Annotated in this window: 11 protein-coding genes; 4 read left to right on the plus strand and 7 right to left on the minus strand. The window is 70.2% G+C overall.

What is annotated here, in order from left to right; translation table 11 throughout:
* Window positions 1-10: 10 nt before the first annotated feature.
* Window positions 11-2,152 carry an MmpA family trehalose lipid delivery protein gene (locus CRP45_RS33945; protein ID WP_179830946.1) on the minus strand — a complete coding sequence of 714 codons (2,142 nt, stop codon included), beginning with the start codon at window positions 2,150-2,152 and terminating at the stop codon, window positions 11-13.
* Window positions 2,153-3,294: 1,142 nt separating this feature from the next.
* Here CRP45_RS33945 and CRP45_RS21170 point away from each other — a divergent pair.
* Window positions 3,295-4,452 carry a polysaccharide biosynthesis protein gene (locus tag CRP45_RS21170; RefSeq protein WP_245910276.1) on the plus strand — a complete coding sequence of 386 codons (1,158 nt, stop codon included), beginning with the start codon at window positions 3,295-3,297 and terminating at the stop codon, window positions 4,450-4,452.
* Between the two features lie 147 nt (window positions 4,453-4,599).
* Here the strand turns inward: CRP45_RS21170 and CRP45_RS21175 are convergent, their stop codons facing one another.
* On the minus strand, window positions 4,600-5,220 hold the full coding sequence (locus CRP45_RS21175; protein ID WP_097246717.1) for a chloramphenicol phosphotransferase CPT family protein: 621 nt from the start codon (window positions 5,218-5,220) through the stop codon (window positions 4,600-4,602).
* Between the two features lie 104 nt (window positions 5,221-5,324).
* On the opposite strand from CRP45_RS21175, the gene CRP45_RS33950 reads away from it, so the two are divergent.
* A complete protein-coding gene (locus tag CRP45_RS33950; RefSeq protein ID WP_179830947.1) occupies window positions 5,325-5,489 on the plus strand; it encodes a hypothetical protein in 165 nt (54 codons plus the stop codon).
* 74 nt (window positions 5,490-5,563) lie between these two features.
* Here CRP45_RS33950 and pgfA read toward each other — a convergent pair whose 3' ends face one another.
* Window positions 5,564-6,718 carry a cell envelope lipid trafficking protein PgfA gene (gene pgfA, locus CRP45_RS21180; protein ID WP_097246491.1) on the minus strand — a complete coding sequence of 385 codons (1,155 nt, stop codon included), beginning with the start codon at window positions 6,716-6,718 and terminating at the stop codon, window positions 5,564-5,566.
* A 202-nt stretch (window positions 6,719-6,920) separates the two neighbouring features.
* Between pgfA and CRP45_RS21185 the strand changes: the two genes are divergently transcribed.
* A complete protein-coding gene (locus CRP45_RS21185) occupies window positions 6,921-8,156 on the plus strand; it encodes an acyltransferase family protein (protein ID WP_097246492.1) in 1,236 nt (411 codons plus the stop codon).
* A gap of 583 nt (window positions 8,157-8,739) precedes the next feature.
* Here the strand turns inward: CRP45_RS21185 and CRP45_RS21190 are convergent.
* The 4 genes from CRP45_RS21190 to CRP45_RS21205 all read right to left on the minus strand — a co-directional run bounded on the left by CRP45_RS21190 (window position 8,740) and on the right by CRP45_RS21205 (window position 14,871).
* Entirely contained in the window at window positions 8,740-12,900 is a 4,161-nt protein-coding gene (locus CRP45_RS21190; protein WP_097246493.1) for an alpha-(1->3)-arabinofuranosyltransferase, read from the minus strand.
* Between the two features lie 46 nt (window positions 12,901-12,946).
* Window positions 12,947-13,117 (minus strand): DUF2613 domain-containing protein, encoded by a 171-nt coding sequence (locus CRP45_RS21195; protein WP_084483063.1) that lies wholly within the window; start codon window positions 13,115-13,117, stop codon window positions 12,947-12,949.
* 114 nt (window positions 13,118-13,231) lie between these two features.
* A complete protein-coding gene (locus tag CRP45_RS21200) occupies window positions 13,232-14,323 on the minus strand; it encodes an isochorismate synthase (RefSeq protein WP_067787035.1) in 1,092 nt (363 codons plus the stop codon).
* Window positions 14,324-14,385: 62 nt separating this feature from the next.
* The gene (locus CRP45_RS21205; protein WP_097246494.1) at window positions 14,386-14,871 is read right to left on the minus strand and encodes a universal stress protein; all 486 of its coding nucleotides are present in this window, start codon (window positions 14,869-14,871) and stop codon (window positions 14,386-14,388) included.
* 672 nt (window positions 14,872-15,543) lie between these two features.
* Here CRP45_RS21205 and CRP45_RS33445 point away from each other — a divergent pair.
* On the plus strand, window positions 15,544-15,801 hold a 258-nt coding region (locus CRP45_RS33445; protein ID WP_218841177.1), incomplete at its 3' end, for a hypothetical protein.

The following is a 15,801-nucleotide window of genomic DNA, read 5'->3' on the forward strand; positions in this document are numbered from 1 at the left end:
CGCCGCGCTCTCAGGCTTCGATGGCTGTACGGGACCTGCGCCGCGCTACCACCGCGAGCGCTGGGCCCCCGATCAGTAGCGCGGCCCAGAGGAGGTGGGCGGTGATCGCGAGCCAGCGGTGGTTTTGTGCCGCGACGATGGGGTCGTTGCCGGGGACTCGATACAGCGCGAGGTCGTCGTCGGAGTAGACCGGATCCAATTGGGCGAGTGTGTTTTTCGATTGGCCGAGCGGGCCGGGGGTGGTGCGTTCGACCAAGACCCACTCGACGCCGAGACTCGCCAGATCCTGTGCCGAACCACCTTGCAGGAGCAGGGTTTCCACATCGCGGGCGCGGGTGCCTTCGCCGGAGACGGTGCGGCCGCGGACGGGGAGCTCGCCCGTTTGCAGCACGTCGTTGGGCAGCATGCGGGGCGCGGGATCGAGGACGGGAGCGGCGCCGGAGTAAGGGAATTTGCGGAACATGCCGCCGGGGAGGACGGCGATGTCGCCGGGGGTGGTGACCAGTTGGGCGACGTTGTGCCAGGCGGGGGGATAGTGCACGGGGCGAAGCGCGTTGCCTACGCCCCAAGTGAGGTCGAACAGGGGGAGGATGAGGAACGCGATGAATAGCGTTGCGGTCAAAAGGGTTCCGCGCCGGGCGGTGGGCGTTGGGGCCGTCGCGGTTTCGCGCGTGGCTTTTGCGTCGCCTCGGTCGGCAATGCCCGTTGGCGGGGATGCTTCGGCGCTTTGCGCGTCAGCGCACTCGTCGTGTGTCCGCCGGGACGAATCGGTTACCTCCTGGGCCGACGTCAGGGGTTGCTCGCTGCCTCGCTCGGCCGGGTTCTTCGCGGCACCGTCGAGCCGCTGGTGCCGACCACCGTCGCCAAGTTGCTCGCTGCCGCGATCGGCTGGTTTCGTTGCGGCGAAGGGGGGTTGGCTGCTCGGCTCGGCAGGCTGCCTCGGGGACGCTGCGTCCGCGAGGTCGGTCGCGAAGGGTGTTCCGCGCTTCCGCTCGGCGAGATCCGCGGCGGCAGTCTCCGTTCGGTTAAGGAGCGCGGTGAGCGCGGTGCAGCCCGCCGCCGCGCACAGGGCGTAGGTGGGCACGGCCAGCGCGACGTATTTCTGTGTGTCCCGAAGCAGTCCCGCCCCGGGCACGTTCACCACCAACCACTCCATCGCCTCCATCCCCCAGCCGGTCGCGGCGAGCGCGGGCAGCACGACGGACGCGGCGGCCAGCGCCAGCAGGGCGCGGCGAATGCGCAGGCTTTCGTGCCCAGCGGTCTGGGCGGTGGCGACCGCGCGGAGGCCGGTGAGAACGATCGCGAGGAGCAGCACGGTGCCGAGCAGCGCCAGCGGCGTGGTGCGCGAATCCGGCACGGCCTCGCCGTTCCAGATGCCGCCGAGCCCGGCCAGCGAACCCAGCGTGCCGAGCATGGGTTCGGCACGCGCGGCGAAGGCGGGAATGCCCGCGGGATCGGAGGGCTCCGCGCCCGCGCCGGACAGCGCCGTCGCGGTCAACCAAGGAGCGGACGCGGCCACCAGCAGGACGAGCGTGCCGAGAAGATGCCGACGGTGCACCGTCACCAGCGCGGTCACGCCCGCGAGCAGCGCCCCGGTCGGCGTCAGACCGGCGGCCGCGAAACAGCCAGCCAGCCCGGCCCACGCGCCCATCGTCGCCGCCTCGGGCCGCCCACGCCCGCTCGCCGCGAGCCGCAGACGATAGGCCGCCAGCGCCGTCCACGGCAGCGCCGCGTACCCGGCGAGCAGACTCCAGTGCCCCTGCAACAACCGCTCGGCCACATACGGGTTCCACAGCGCGACCGTCGCAGCGACCAGCTGCGCGGGAAGCGGCGCGCGCAACAACTCCCGCACCAGCACCGCCGCCCCGTACCCGGCGGCCCACAGCGTGAGAACCAGGATGGCCTTCACGACCAACCCGCCGTCAACCAGCGGCGACACCGTCGCAAGCAGCGCATCCTGCGGAACGGCCCGCGGGGCGGAATCCCCGAGGCCGAGCGCCGACTCGGTGAGATACGACCGCGGCGTGCTCACCGCGTCCCGCAACAGCAGATACCCGGGCCCGAACAGCGGCCCGACCACCACCGCGACGAGCACCGCGCAGAACCCGCCCGCGATGATCCGCGCCCGCAGCCCCACACCGCCGTCACTCACGACCCAGAACCCTACGACGCCCACCCGCTCCCGTCCCGTCGGCACCGTGCCAGGCTGCGCAGGATTCCTCGCCGCGCCCGTCCCGGCGGCACCGTGCCAGGCCGCCTATGGCCACTCGCCGCGCACCCCCTGCCGTCCTGTCGGCACTGTGCCGGGGGTTCTCGGGCGACTCGCCGTGCACCTGCTGCCGTCCTGTCGCCGCCGTGCCGGGCCGCCCAGCGCCACTCGCCGCGCACCCGCTCCCATCCCGTCGGCGCCGTGCCGGGGCGTCTCGGGCGACTCGCCGCGCACCTGCTCCCGTCCTGTCGGCACCGTGCCGGGCTGCGCAGGATTCCTCGCCGCGCCCGTCCCGGCGGCACCGTGCCAGGCCGCCCATGGCCACTCGCCGTGCACCCGCTGCCGTCCTGTCGGCGCCGTGCCGGGCGTCTCGGGCGACTCGCCGTGCACCTGCTGCGGTCCTGTCGGCGCCGTGCCGGGCCGCCCAGCGCCACTTGCCGCACCCCCTGCCGCGGTTCGATCCGATCTCTTCGAGAACCTGGAGGAGGCCGATCAGCTCGCCGATCGGATCGCCGTGCTGGACGGCGGCCGTTGCGCTCGTCGGCTGCTGCGGAGTGCGGCATCGCTGGCGCCTGGCATGTGCTGATCACCTCGCAGGTGTCAGCTCGGCGCGGCCATCGCCTGAGGTCCGCGACGCTCGGCCGTAGACGGATCGAGCGCGGGCTGTCGACCAGCCGTCGTCCGAGCAATCGGTGAGTCGATCGAGCCGCCGCGCGCGCGGTATCCAATGGCAGGAAGGCGGAGTCCGCATTCCGGTCGGCGGGCTGGCCGAGCTCGCGTTCCACTGTGCGGCGTGCGGCTCGGCGTCCGAGAGGCCGGATCGGCGCGCTGTCCATCGGCATCTAGGGCTCGGGCACGAGGGCGCCGGAAAGTGCCGGGCGTGGCGATGGCACCAGTGGACATCCGCGAAGTGCCGCGAGTTCCGACCGCCGGTGACCGGTACGCCGAGCGCGGCGCGACCGGGCGTGGATCGTTCGCACCAGACCCGCGCGCGGGTGTTTCGGATTGGGTGGGACGATTGCGGGATGTCTGTGGTTCGTCGTCCTCCTGTGGTGGCGGATCTGACGTTGGTTACGGCGGGGGCGATGACCGCCAACGTCGCCGGCTATCTGCTGCAACTGTTGGCCGGGCGGTGGCTCGGCGTCACCGGGTACAGCGAGTTCGCGAGTCTGCTGGCGGTGCAGCTGCTATGTGCCGTGCCCGCGCTGGCGTTGCAGAACGTGGTGGCGCGCGAGCGGGTGCGCGGGGCCGAGGTGTCGGCGCTGCGCGGGTTGCAGTGGCGATGCGCGCTGATCGTCGCGGTGGTGGCGGCCCTCTTGGTCCCGGTGGTGACGGTCGCGCTGGATGTGGGTGTGGTGGCGTGCGCCGGTGCGCTGGGCGCCGCGCCCGCGCTGGTGCTGCTCTCCGGTGAGCAGGGGATCCTGCAGGGCGGCAGGCGGTTCCGCGAGCTCGCGGTGGTCCTCGGTTCGGCGGGTGTGGCGCGGGTGGCGCCCGCGCTTGTCGTGCTCGCGTTCGGCGGCGGGGCGGGGGCGGCGTTGTGGGCGGCGGCGCTCGGGTTGGTCGCTGCGGCGATCTTCGCGCGCGTCCTGGCGGGTGCGCCGACGGCGGAGAGCGAACCCGGCGAACACCCCGTCGGCGTGCTCCCGGTGCTGCGGGCCGCGCAGGTGCAGGCCGCGCTGATGGCGCTGTCGTCGGCCGACCTGATCGTGGTGCGGATGGTGCTCGACGAGGTCGACGCCAGCCGCTACGCCCTCGGCGCCATCGCCACCAAGATCGCGTTCTGGCTGCCGCAGGCGGTGGGCGTCGTCCTCTACCCGCGGATGGCCCAGCCGACCCACTCCGCGCGCGCCATCCGCGACGCCCTCGCCGTGCTCTCCGCCATCGGCATCGTCGCGGTGCTTTGCGCCGCCCTCGCCGCCCCGATCGCCCCGCTGCTGGCGGGCCAGGACTACGCGCCGATCCAAGGCCTGCTCTGGCTGTTCGCCCTGCACGGCGCCATCCTCGCGGTGTTGCAGGGCGCCATGCTCTCCGCGATCGCCGTCGACCGCACCGCCCTGGCCGCCGTCACGTGGCTCGGCCTCGCCATCGAGGTCACCCTCATGGTCTCCTTCGCCCGCACGGTCCCGTCCCTCATCGTCACCGCCGTCTCCGTCGCCGCCGCCACCACACTCGTCGTCGCAGTCGTCGTCCTGCGCACCGCCGCCCACACCCAACCCGCCGAACCCCAACCCGCAGCGGACTGAGGTCCCTGCGCATCGAGTGCTCGTAGCGCCGCACCGCTCGCGCTGCACGCCGCACCGGCCCACCATCTGTCGCCGACCATGCGTCTGCTGCCCGGCGAGGCTTGCGGTGGCTGCCGCGCCGACCCGCTGTCCATCCCGGCTGCTGCGTCAGACATGTGGCAGGAGGTCGGGCGCGGCCCGAAGCTGATCGAATGCTCGCCGCGACCAGCCTTGGTCGAGGAACTTCTTGATGTGCGCGGAGCAGCCCGCGCTGGTGTCGACGCTGGTGTCGACTTCGAGGTCATAGATTGCGTGAGCGTGGACCGATTCAGCCTGTTCGGCCGCGGTTCCGACGGGCCGGTCGCCGCGCTGCTGTTCGCGGCGCTGTAGTTCGTCGAGAGAGCAGTGGACGCCGACGAAGACGACATCGATGCCAGCGAAGACGGTCAGGCAGTCGCGTAATCGCCAGGGCTCGCTCAGGACGTGGTCCATGATGATGTCGTTGCCCGCCAGAGCCATCCCGGCGACCGCTCGGTGGAACCCGGCTCGTGTTCGTCGCAAGACGTCGGCGAGTGCGGCCGTGTCGAGTTCGTGGGTGCGTATTTCCGAACGCATCGCGCCGATCATGTCGACGCCCATGTGGAAGAAAGGCTGCTCTAGATCGCTGAGCAGTTGACGTGCGAGGCTCGTCTTGCCAGAGCTGGAGACGCCGTTGAGAAGAATGACCTGACCAGGTGCGGTTTCGTCTGGAACGCGGAGGTCGTCGGTGGTGCCGGACAGGTGGGGCATGTCTTCCATGGTGGCGGTCGAACCGACTGTGGGACGGCGACGACGTTCCCGCCGCCGACTATCTGAGCGAGATCACCAACGGCTACCGCACTCGCCAGGTCGAAGTGCGCGATACCGGCGAAGCGGTCCGGACCGGCCTCGACGACTTTCCACTCAATCCGCCGATCGACCTATGGGATCCAGATCTGGCCGATCAGCAGATCACGGCGGAGGAGTTCGAGAAGGCTTGGGACAGTGCCGTTCCCGCACCGGAGGGCTGGTACAGCTGAGGACCGTGCTCGGCACGAACGAAAACGGCTCCCCGACCACCAGGCCGGGGAGCCGCTCTCAGAACCGCTGAAACTCAGAGATTCTTCTTCACGTTGATCTGCTCGGTCGGAGCGTCGTCCGCACCGCGCGGCGCACCACCACGCGGGGGAGCGGCCGAACCGCTCGGCGGCAGGTTGCCACCGCGGACCGGGCGGGCAGGGGCGGGCGCGTTGCCGCCGCGAACACCGAGGATCACGCCGACGATCGCCAGGATCACGCCGAGCACGCCGAGCACGATCGGCATGATGCGGCCGTACAGCGACAGGCGGTCGATGTTGTCCTGAGCCACCGCCATCTGCGACTCGATGGTGTTCTCGTCGAAGATGATGTTCGACTTCAGCGCGGTGACGTCCGGCTTGTCGCCGCTGCGCGCGTAGAACAGGTGGAGCTGCTCGCCGCCCTTGATGACGGTGCCGGTCTGCGGCTCGACCCACAGGTCACGGGTGTTGGTGTAGAAGCGGGTCATGGTGACCGGCTCTTCACCCTCGAGGCCCCACTTGGCGGCGGGCAGCGAGAGGCGGTTGGTCGGCGCCTGCACGACGTCCCACAGGTTGGTGACCGGGATGGTCTGCTGGAAGTGGTAGACCTTCATGCTGTTGATCTCGGTCTCTTCGACGAAGTTGATGTCGAAGGTCTTGCGCGCGTTGAGGTCGAAGTACGGGTACGACTTCTTCTCGGTGCCGATCGGGAAGCGGTACTGCAGACCGGTGTGCTGCACGGGGTCGGCGATGCTCTCGCCTTCCTTGTTGACCGTGGTCGCGATGGAGCCGTTGGGCTCCTTGTCGACCGGCATGCCGGTCTTGCGGTCGATGGTCACCCGGTCGACGACCGCGGTGAGCAGGCCGGTGTCGCCCTGCTTGTCGATGCGCCGCAGGGTCTGACCTGCCTGAACCGTCATCTCCGTGGCGTTGGAAGGCTCTTCGACCGTGAGGAACCGCTGCGAGATCAGCGGAACGTTGGAGTCCACCTTGGCCGCGCCTTCGGGCGCCGTCAGCGACCGGGAGTCGAGCACGAGGCTCTCCGAGCCCTGCTGACTGTTCGCGATGGTGGTGATCTCGAGATCGAGAGGAGTCTTGGCCAGTTTGTCGACGGTGTACGTCGGGATCATCAGCGCCATCACGATAAGCAACGCGCCGAGACCCACGAGCAGGCAGGCCACCGTCCTTCTGGTACCGGCACTCAGTGCCATGCAAACACTCCTCGTCGTAGAACACAGGTCGGTGCGTAGTACTGCGGGAATCCCGCGGCACTTCGTGAGCCCCGACACTAACAGTCCTTTGGCGTACCATGCGGTGCCGAGGCCGGAATCCGACCAGAAATCGCCCGAGTTTAGCGCGAAAAGTGAAACGAGTAGTTCTCACCTGGAGAATTCCCCGGCAGACTGGAGTTCGATGACCGCCACCCTCGCCGCCCGAACCGCGGCCGCGAACCCCGCGCGGACGCGCGGCTTCGTGCCCGCGTTGGAAGGAATGCGCGGGATGGCTGCGCTGGGCGTCCTGCTCACGCACGTCGCTTTCCAGACCGGCGCGACCGGAATGCCGGTGCTCGGCAGAATCTGGGAACGCTTCGACATGGCCGTCGCGGTGTTCTTCGCGCTCTCCGGATTCCTGCTCTGGCGCCCGCACGCCACGGCGGCCCGCGACCTCGGCGCGGCGCCTTCGGTCGGCTACTACCTGCGACATCGCGCCGCGCGCATCCTGCCCGCCTACTGGGCGGTGGTCTGCTTCGTACTGCTCTTGCTGCCGAGCGCCGCCGATACCGCGGGCTGGCGGGTATGGGCGTCCAATCTGGCGCTGACGCAGGTCTTCGTGCCTTTGACGCTGACGGATGGGCTCACGCAAATGTGGAGCCTCTCGGTCGAGGTGGCGTTTTATTTGGTGCTGCCGCTGTTGGCGTTCGCGATCGTCCGGTTGCGGGGAAAGTCGGCGCGCTGGCGAGCGCCCGCGGTGCTGGCATTGGGCCTGGTGAGCCTGAGTTGGAATTTCATTCCGGTGCCGACTCCGGACGCGATCCACTCCGACAACTGGCTGCCCGCGTATCTGCCGTGGTTCGCGGCGGGCATGCTGCTCGCAGAACTCGTCGATGATGTGCATCCGCTATCAATCTGGCGGCGTATCGCGGGCAACCAGCTGCTGATGTGGACCGTCGCGCTGATCGCCTTCCTGCTCTCGTCCACCGATTTCGGCGGACCCGCGGGACTCACCCGCGCCGAACCGTGGCAGTACGCCGCGAAGATGGCCCTCGGCGCGATCATCGGCTTCGGCCTGCTCGCGCCGCTGGTGCTCGGCGATCGGAAACATCGCTGGCTGGAGTCTTCCGTCGCGGCAACCCTCGGCCGCTGGTCCTACGGCGTCTTCCTCTGGCACCTCGCGGTGCTCTCGATCGTCTTCCCGGTATTCGGCATCCTGCCGTTCGCGGGCAACTTCGTCTACGTCCTCGCCCTGACCGTCGCCCTCACCTTGCCCGTTGCCGCGGCCAGCTACGCGCTGGTGGAGGAGCCGTCGCGGAAGTTGGCTCGGCGGATGGATCGCCGGAAGCCCGAGCGGAAGGACGCGGCGGTCGCCGCGGAGGAGCAGCCGATCAGCCCGAAAGATGTGCCGGACCCAGCGCAGGTCGGAGCGCCCTGAGCCCGGCCGATCGGTCCGCGGGGTGTGCTTGGCCCGCGCAGGTTGGGGTGCCTTGAGTCCGGCCGATCGGTCCGCGGGGTGTGCCAGGCCCGGCGCGGGTCGGGGTGCCTCGAGTCCGGCCCATCAGCCCGCAGGTTGTGCCGGCAGGCGCAGGTTGGAGCGCCCTGAGTCTGGCCGATCGGTCCGCGGGGGTGTGCTTGACCTGGGCAGTTGGGGCGCCTCGAGTTCGGCCGATCGGTCCGCGGAGTGTGCTTGACCTGGGCGGGTCGGGGTGCCTCGAGTCCGGCCGATCAGTCGGCGGTGTGCCGGACCCGGCGCGGGTTGGGGCGCCTCGAGTTTGGCCGATCAGTCGGCGGTGTGTCAGACCCGACGCGGGCCAGGGCGCCTGAGTCGGGCCGATCCACACGATCGGCTGAAACATGACCGACCCTCTGCTGGCGTGTACGACTCCGCGCAAGTCGCATTCGCTGCCACACAACCTTTGCACGCCTCGCATAGGCACCGGCTATGTGAAGCGTGTGGAACATATGTGGGATCGCCCAGGCAGCGGGAGCAGCAGGCTGCCTCGCCGGTGCGGTGTGGCTCAGCGGCGGGGTGGGAGGGCGGCGAGGCCGACGGCGATTACCGCGATGAGAGCGGGGAGCTGGACCCAGAGGGAGTGGCCCATGTAGCCGTCGGGGGCGCGCCATGGGCCGGTGGACAGCGCGGCGGCCGAGAGGGCGGTGCCGATACCTGCTGTCGCGGCGAGGAAACGGGTGGTGTGGCGGTCGGCGAACTGGGTCGCGGCCAAGCCCGCCGCCGTCAGCGCGGTTCCGGCGGGGCCCGCGATGATCGTTGCGCCTGCCACAAGGCCGACTGCGCCCACGGCACGGTTCCGCCAAGGGCGCGGTGGCGTAGCTGTGTCTGCCAGGGAGCCGACCGAAACCCGACGCCCTCGAGGCACCGCCAACAACGCTAACGGCACCAACAACAGCAACCCGCCGAAGATTCCCAGCCGGTACCACCGATCCACCGGGAACGAAATCGTGATCGGCCCGGTGGCGTCCGCGGGCAGCAACCACCCCTGCTGCCACCCGTCCACCACGACCGGCTCGAGCGAACGCCCATCGGCGGTGTGCGCCTCCCAGCCGACGTTCGTGCTCAACGGCAATACCAGCAGCCGAAGATCGGTGGCGGGGGCGATGGGCTGGAAGTCGGTGCGGTTCAAACGCAGTCGGTCGACGGAGAACAATTCCGTAGGCGCCACAACGACTTCCGCGCGACCCTCCGGCACCGGGAGGACTTCGTCGGAGCACGCCCGAGCGGAAACCGGTGCGCCGGAACGCAACTCGCCGACGGTCGCCGTCACGGAAGTGCGCACCGTGCGTCCGCCGAGAGCGATCGTCGGCCCGGCCTCGCACGGCACGGTCACCTCGCGATCCAGCCCGGCGGGCGCGGGATAGTCCGGCCCGAGCACCGCGACTTCGGTGATGCCGGGCGGTTGGGTGAGGGCGAAGCCGAGCGCGGTCTTGTCCAGCACCGGCTTCCAGCTCTGCACGCTGAGCTCGATCCGGTCGGTAACCGTCGGATACAACGAGATTCGCGTCGCTTCGCCGGAGTCGATCTCGCGGACCTGCGGACCGTTGCCGAGATTCACCGACACCGAGGTGGGCGCGGCGGGCAACCCGCCGAGCGACGGGGTGATGTCGAGGCCGGTGACCAGCGCGGGTTCGGGCAGTTCGATGGTGAGAGTCGGCTTGGGGTCGGTGATGTCGCGCACCGAGTCTTCCGGCGCGGTCCAGCTCGTGCGTGGATCGCCGTCGGTCGCGGCGAACGCGGACCCGCGCAGGTCGCCGACGTCGGCCTTGCCGCGCGCCACCGGCCTGCTGCGGTCGGTGAGCAGCGCCTCCAACGCGGGACCCTGCCGGGTGCGCACGGTGAGCTCGGGGACGACCGTCATGGGCACGGGCGAGTCGAGGATGCGTTCGAAGAGTCCGGGCTCCTCCGGCGCAAGCGCCAGCCCTTTGCTGCACCGAACCCGGTCCGGCGCGTCGAAACAAGCGCTGCGACCGGGGAATTCCTGGCCGAGGTCCCAGGCCGTCACCTGCGCGTCCTCGGGAGTGGGCGGCAGCACGGTGTGGTGCCGGATGTCCACGCGCACTGGCGCGTCGCGGACGGTGTAGTCGTCGAGAGTCAACTCGCTGATACCGAATTGGCCACCGCCGGAACCGCCTTCGGTCCGGATGGCGGTGATGGTCAGCCACTCGGTGCGTCCAGCGGGCAACGAAATGGACACCTGCGCACCGGGTTCGGTGATCCGCGCCGAGACGCTGCCGTTGTCGGTGCGCACCTCGACCCACTTCACCGGATCGCCGATCGCCGCCGAACTGGTCGTCAAACGCAGCAGCCCGGAGCTGATCGGCTCGTCCAGATCGAGCCGAAGCCATTGGCCCACAGCGCGTTCCGTGCCGTTGCTGATCCAGGCGGTCGAGGGATCACCGTCGACGACCGCGGCGGTAGAACTGCCGGGCGCCGCGCCGCCGAGCTGGGTGGCGTCGGCGGCCGAACTGGACGCGGTCACGGTCGCGCCGGACCATTCCCCGCGCACCAGCTCAGCGCCGGGGACCGCGTAGTCGGGCACGAGATTATGGGTGCGCCGGGCGTCGTCGGGCGCGCGCAGCGCCGAATTGTGGTTGTCGACCTTCCCGAAGTCGGCCTCCCGGTCCATCGGTGTATCGGTGATGGTCACCGGCCCGATCGGCAGACCCGCGCGTGCGGCGTCGGAGGCGAGCAGCGTCGGGCCCGGCGCCGCGCCGTCGCGGTCGAGGCGCTCGAGTACTTCCGGCCCGCCCTGCACCACCGGTACGTCCGCGAGCGGAACCGTGTACGCACCGGGGAACGAGTCGGGAGCTCCGGTGCCGGAACGGATTTCGACGTCACTTCCCGCGGGCGGACGCGGCTCGACCCGGTAGATCTCGACCGCACGATAAGCCGGTCGCAGATCCCCGTCGGCGACCAAATCGTCGGCGATGACATTCGTTTCGATCGGCGAACCGAACTCCGCCACTTTCGTCAGCCCGGGCGACCCCTCGATCGCACGGTGCGCGAGCAGCGGCCTGGTCGACCGCGAGGTCTCGGGGTCGAGATCGTTGCGCAGCACCAGAATTCCGATGCCCTGGTCGGCGAGCGTCGTGGCCAACCCCGCCGACGGGCGTCCGTCCGCGATCAGCCGCTGCACCGAGTCCATCGCGCGAATGGTGCCCGGCGGGTTCAGCGGCACGGCGTCGCGCACCGCCCACGGCGTGCTCGCCAGTGCTTGCAGCGGCTCGTCGCGGGTCAGTCCCCAGACCTGGCTGCCGAAGGGTGCGCCGGGCACGACCAGCGCGCGGGTGTCGGCGGCGTTCTCGGCCAACCAGTCCGCGGTCTGCTGCCAGTAGGCGGGCACCTCGTCGTAGGCGCCGCGAGGGGCGAGCTTGCCGGTCCAGGCCAGCGAGGTGGAGAGCGCGAGCGCGGTGAGGATCAGTCCGGCGACCGCGACCATCCTGTTGCGTTCCGGATGGGCGAAGGCGTTGCGCCACATCGGAAGCGGCACCGAGGCGGGGAGCGGCACCCGCGCGAGCAGATGCGCGAGTCCGAGCACCAGCGGAATGCGGATCAGCGGCTCGAGTTTGTGCACGTTGCGCAGCGGTGCGCCGGTCGAATCCAGGAAGACCCGCACCGAGTCCGCGAACGGGCCGGAGAGCTCGCCCACGTAACCCGCGCAGATCCCGACCAGCCCGACGAGCAGGATCAGCGCCAGCCGCCCGCGATACGGCATCGACCGCATGGCGAGCCCGGCCATGCCCGCGGCGGCGAGCAGACCGGTGGCCAGCACCGCGGCGGGTTGGGTCACCAGGACCGCGCCCGCGATGCGTTCCGGCGAGACGAACGGGGTCCAGCTGTCGGTGCCGCGCAGCACCTCCGCCAGCGACGCCCACTGGGTGGTCACGCCGGAGGATTCGATGTAGTCCAGGAACGGCGGACTGACCCGGCCGAGCAGCAGCAGCGGCACCGCCCACCAGAAGGTGGCCAGCACGAGCAGCGGAATCCAGGCCGCCGTGAAACGCCACCAGCGCTTGTTCGGCTTGTAGGAAGCCCACCAGAGCAGCGCGGGCAGGAACGCGGCGACCGTGGCCACGGCGTTCACCGCGCCCATCAACGCGAGCGCGAGCGCACTGCCCGCGGGCGAGGCGGCGCCGCCCCGCTTGCGTCGCCGATACGCGGTGCCGAGCGCGGCGGGAGCCAGCAGCACCCACGGCGCGAGCACCATCGGCAGGGTCTCCGAGGAGATCGAGCCGAGCGTGGTGAGCACGCGCGGGGACAGCGTGTACGCGACCGCCGCGATGATCCGAGACCCACGGCTGCCGAGGCCGAGCGCCTCGCAGAGCCGGACGATCCCCCAGAACCCGGCGAGCAGCAGCAGCGCCCACCAGATCCGCTGCGTCACCCATGCGGGCAGGCCAAGCAGATCTCCGGCCGAGAAGAACGCGCCGTGCGGGAAGAAGTACCCGTAGGCCTGATTCTGCACCTGGCCCATCGGGGCCTGGCTGCTCCACAGGTGCGCGGCGCGGTCGAGGAAACCCAGCGGATTCTGTGCCAGGTCGTACTTCGTGTCGGCGACCGTGAGTCCGGGCGCCTGCAAGAAGGTGAGCAGGAACGCCACGACCACCGTCGCGGCGAACCACCGTCTACCGAGCGGCGCGGCCTCGGACGGACCCGAGGCCACACCGGAGGAGCCGAGCGAGTCGGCGGGTGAAGCGGAGGTCAGCGGCTCAGCGGCTGCCGTACTCAACGTTGTTGAGCAACGAGGAGTCCGCGTCGCCGCTGCGGTCGATGTCGGGGCGCGTGTTCTGCTGCACCGCCGCGGTGATGACGAACACCGCGATCGCGCCGAGCACGGCACCGGCAACCGCACTCGCAACACCAGGAACAGCAAACTTCATCGCGGCTCTCCAATACATCGGGACAGGCAATTCCGGGTCAACCTACCGCATGATCGGCGCTCAGGGTGAGCAAGGTGACAATCCGGCGTCTCACAATATCGGAAGTAACCGGGATTACTCCGGCACCGCGCACCCGAGGCCGCCGAGGAAGGTGCGCAGCTTCGCGGTGGTCTCGTCCAGTTCGGACCGCGGTTCGGAGGCCGCGACGATGCCGCCGCCCGCGTAGGCGCGCAGTGCTCGGCCGTCCGCCGACAGTTCCGCGCAGCGGATCGCCACCACCCATTCGCCGTCGCCGTGCGCGTCGCACCAGCCGACCGCCCCGCCGTAGAAGCCGCGATCCTCCTCGACGTGGTTGATGGTGTCGAGGGCCAACACGGTTGGCGTGCCGCAGACCGCGGGCGTGGGATGCAGCAGCAGCGCCAGATCGAGCGCGGTGGTCGACGGATCGCGCAGGGTGCCGGTGATCGGCGTGGCCAGATGCCACACGTCGTGCGTGTTGACCAGCTGCGGTCCGTCCGGGATGGTCAGCTCGGCGCAGACGGGCGTCAGCACCTGCCGGATCCATTCGATGACGAACGCGTGCTCGTCGCGGTTCTTCGTGCTGGTCAGCAGGTTTGCGGCCTGCGCGGCATCCGCGTCCGGATCGGCGCGGCGCGGCAGGGTGCCCGCCAGCGGACGCAGCGTCACGGTCGCGCCGTGCCGTGCGACGAGAACCTCCGGCGTCGCGCCGAGCAGCGTCGCGCCGGTGCGACCGGCGGGCGAGAGATCGACCGCGTAGACGTTGGCGTGCGGGTGCCTGGTCAGCAGCTGCGCGGCGACCAGTTCCGGATCGAGCGCCCGATCCGCCTCGGCGAGCACCGAGCGGGCTGCGACCACCTTGCGCAGCGGCTGGTCCGGATCGTTCAGCTGCTCGACGAATTTCGTCACCCGCGCGATATGTTCTGCGGGACTTGGTATTTCGGTGACCACACGCACCGAGGGCAGTTCGGGCAGCGCGGCGGGACGCCACGGACCCGCGGTGTGCTCGGCCCGCTCCGGCGCGGCGAGCGCGGCGGGTCGGTTCGGATCGAACGGCAGCGCCCCGACGACGATCTCCGCCGCGCCGTCCCGCAAGGCTTTGCGAGCCCGGTTCGCGTCGTCGAAGGCCGTCCGGATCCCGGTCGCGCGCATCACGCCACCGGGCTGGGCGAGCAGGAATCCGTTCATGACCCCTCGACCATAGCCGCGCGCGACGGCCGCGGGCGCGCGTGAGCGACCGAGATCACGGGTCAGAATTCGCGCTGCGGTTCCTTACCGGGCGGAACCATCAGCACCGGACGGTGGCAGTGTTTCAACACCGCGTCGGCGACGCTGCTGTGCAGCAGTGCGCGAATGCCCGTGGCGCCGCGAGTGCCCGCGACGATGATGTCCACGTCCAGGTCGTCGGCGCATTCGACGATGGCGTTCCAGATGGTCGTGGTGCATTCGGCGGTGCGTGCCTCGGCGTTCAGACCGGCGAGCTTGGCCAAGCGCACGCCTTCGGTGTTGATATTGCGTGCGTCGACGTAGGCGATGTCCTCGATCTCCTCGTCGGGCACCCACTCGGGTTGCATCACACCCGACAACCCCGACAGCCGAGCGGCCTGGCGCACCATGGGTTCCCAGGCCGTGAGCACCACGGCTCTGTTCGCGGAGAGAAACCGGCCGGCGTATTCGATGGCACGCTTGGCGTTCTCGGAGCCGTCGTAGGCGATGAGCATCAGATCGCAGGGCACGGTGACCTCCTGGTCAAGTCTCCTGGCTATGGAACCGACACTACCCCCGCGCAACGACCCCCGGCGGCTGCGGCGCGCAGGGATAATCGGCTCTGAGAGCACGGTTGAGCAGCGGAAACCGGGAGCGCGATGGACCGGACGATCGAAGCGGTGTTCTACGGCAGGCACGAGGCGGATCCGCGGGCGCTGCTGTATTTCGAGTGGCGCGAGCGTCTCGAATCGGGGTATCTGGTCGCGGAGTTCGAGTCGGCGGTTCGGGGGTTGGCGGGGGCTGAGACGGTTGATGTCGAGGGCTGTTCGGCGTTGTCGAGGGAGATCGAGTCGGCGGGGCGGGATCCCGCGTGGGGGTATGAGGAGGGGGAGTTCGGAGGCGCGTTCCCGGCGCGGGTTGGGCGGTCATCGGCGGGTGCGGGGTCGGACGGGGAGTCGGCGGTTCGTGGATCCGGCGCGCGGGCTGTCGGTGTGGGCTCGGGGTCTGCGGGAGTTGGTTCCGCGCCGGGTGGTCCTGAGTCGACCGGTACCGGTTCGGTGGGTTCGGCGGCCGCAGGTGGTGCCTCGGGCCCGTCATCGGACAATCGCGCGCCCCAGGCCTCGGCTGCCGCTGGATCGGTCCCGTCGAGCGTGTCGGTCGGCGCTGGGGCAGCACCTCCGGCATCGGCTGGCCTCGTTTCGGTGGACGCGGCCGCGGCTGGTGTCGTGTCGTCGGATGCGGATGCGGATGCGGATGCGGATGCGGATGCGGATGCGGATGCGGATGCGGATGCGGATGCGGAGGCGGAGGCGGCTGGTGTCGTTTCGGCGGAGGCGGCGACGGGGGCGGCTGGTGTCGTGTCGTCGGAAGCGGAAGCGGAAGCGGAAGCGGAAGCGGAAGCGGAAGCGGAAGCGGAAGCGGAAGCGGAAGCGGAAGCGGAAGCGGAAGCGGAAGCGGAA

It is taken from the genome of Nocardia amikacinitolerans (assembly GCF_900215415.1).
Classification (GTDB): domain Bacteria; phylum Actinomycetota; class Actinomycetes; order Mycobacteriales; family Mycobacteriaceae; genus Nocardia; species Nocardia amikacinitolerans.

Bases quoted from the DNA above. Each gene is read 5' to 3' on its own strand.
- CRP45_RS21170 (WP_245910276.1), top strand. From the start codon at position 3,295: ATGACCGCCAACGTCGCCGGCTATCTGCTGCAACTGTTGGCCGGGCGG.
- CRP45_RS21175 (WP_097246717.1), bottom strand. From the start codon at position 5,220: ATGCCCCACCTGTCCGGCACCACCGACGACCTCCGCGTTCCAGACGAA.
- pgfA (WP_097246491.1), bottom strand. From the start codon at position 6,718: ATGGCACTGAGTGCCGGTACCAGAAGGACGGTGGCCTGCCTGCTCGTG.
- CRP45_RS21185 (WP_097246492.1), top strand. From the start codon at position 6,921: ATGACCGCCACCCTCGCCGCCCGAACCGCGGCCGCGAACCCCGCGCGG.
- CRP45_RS21195 (WP_084483063.1), bottom strand. From the start codon at position 13,117: ATGAAGTTTGCTGTTCCTGGTGTTGCGAGTGCGGTTGCCGGTGCCGTG.
- CRP45_RS21200 (WP_067787035.1), bottom strand. From the start codon at position 14,323: ATGAACGGATTCCTGCTCGCCCAGCCCGGTGGCGTGATGCGCGCGACC.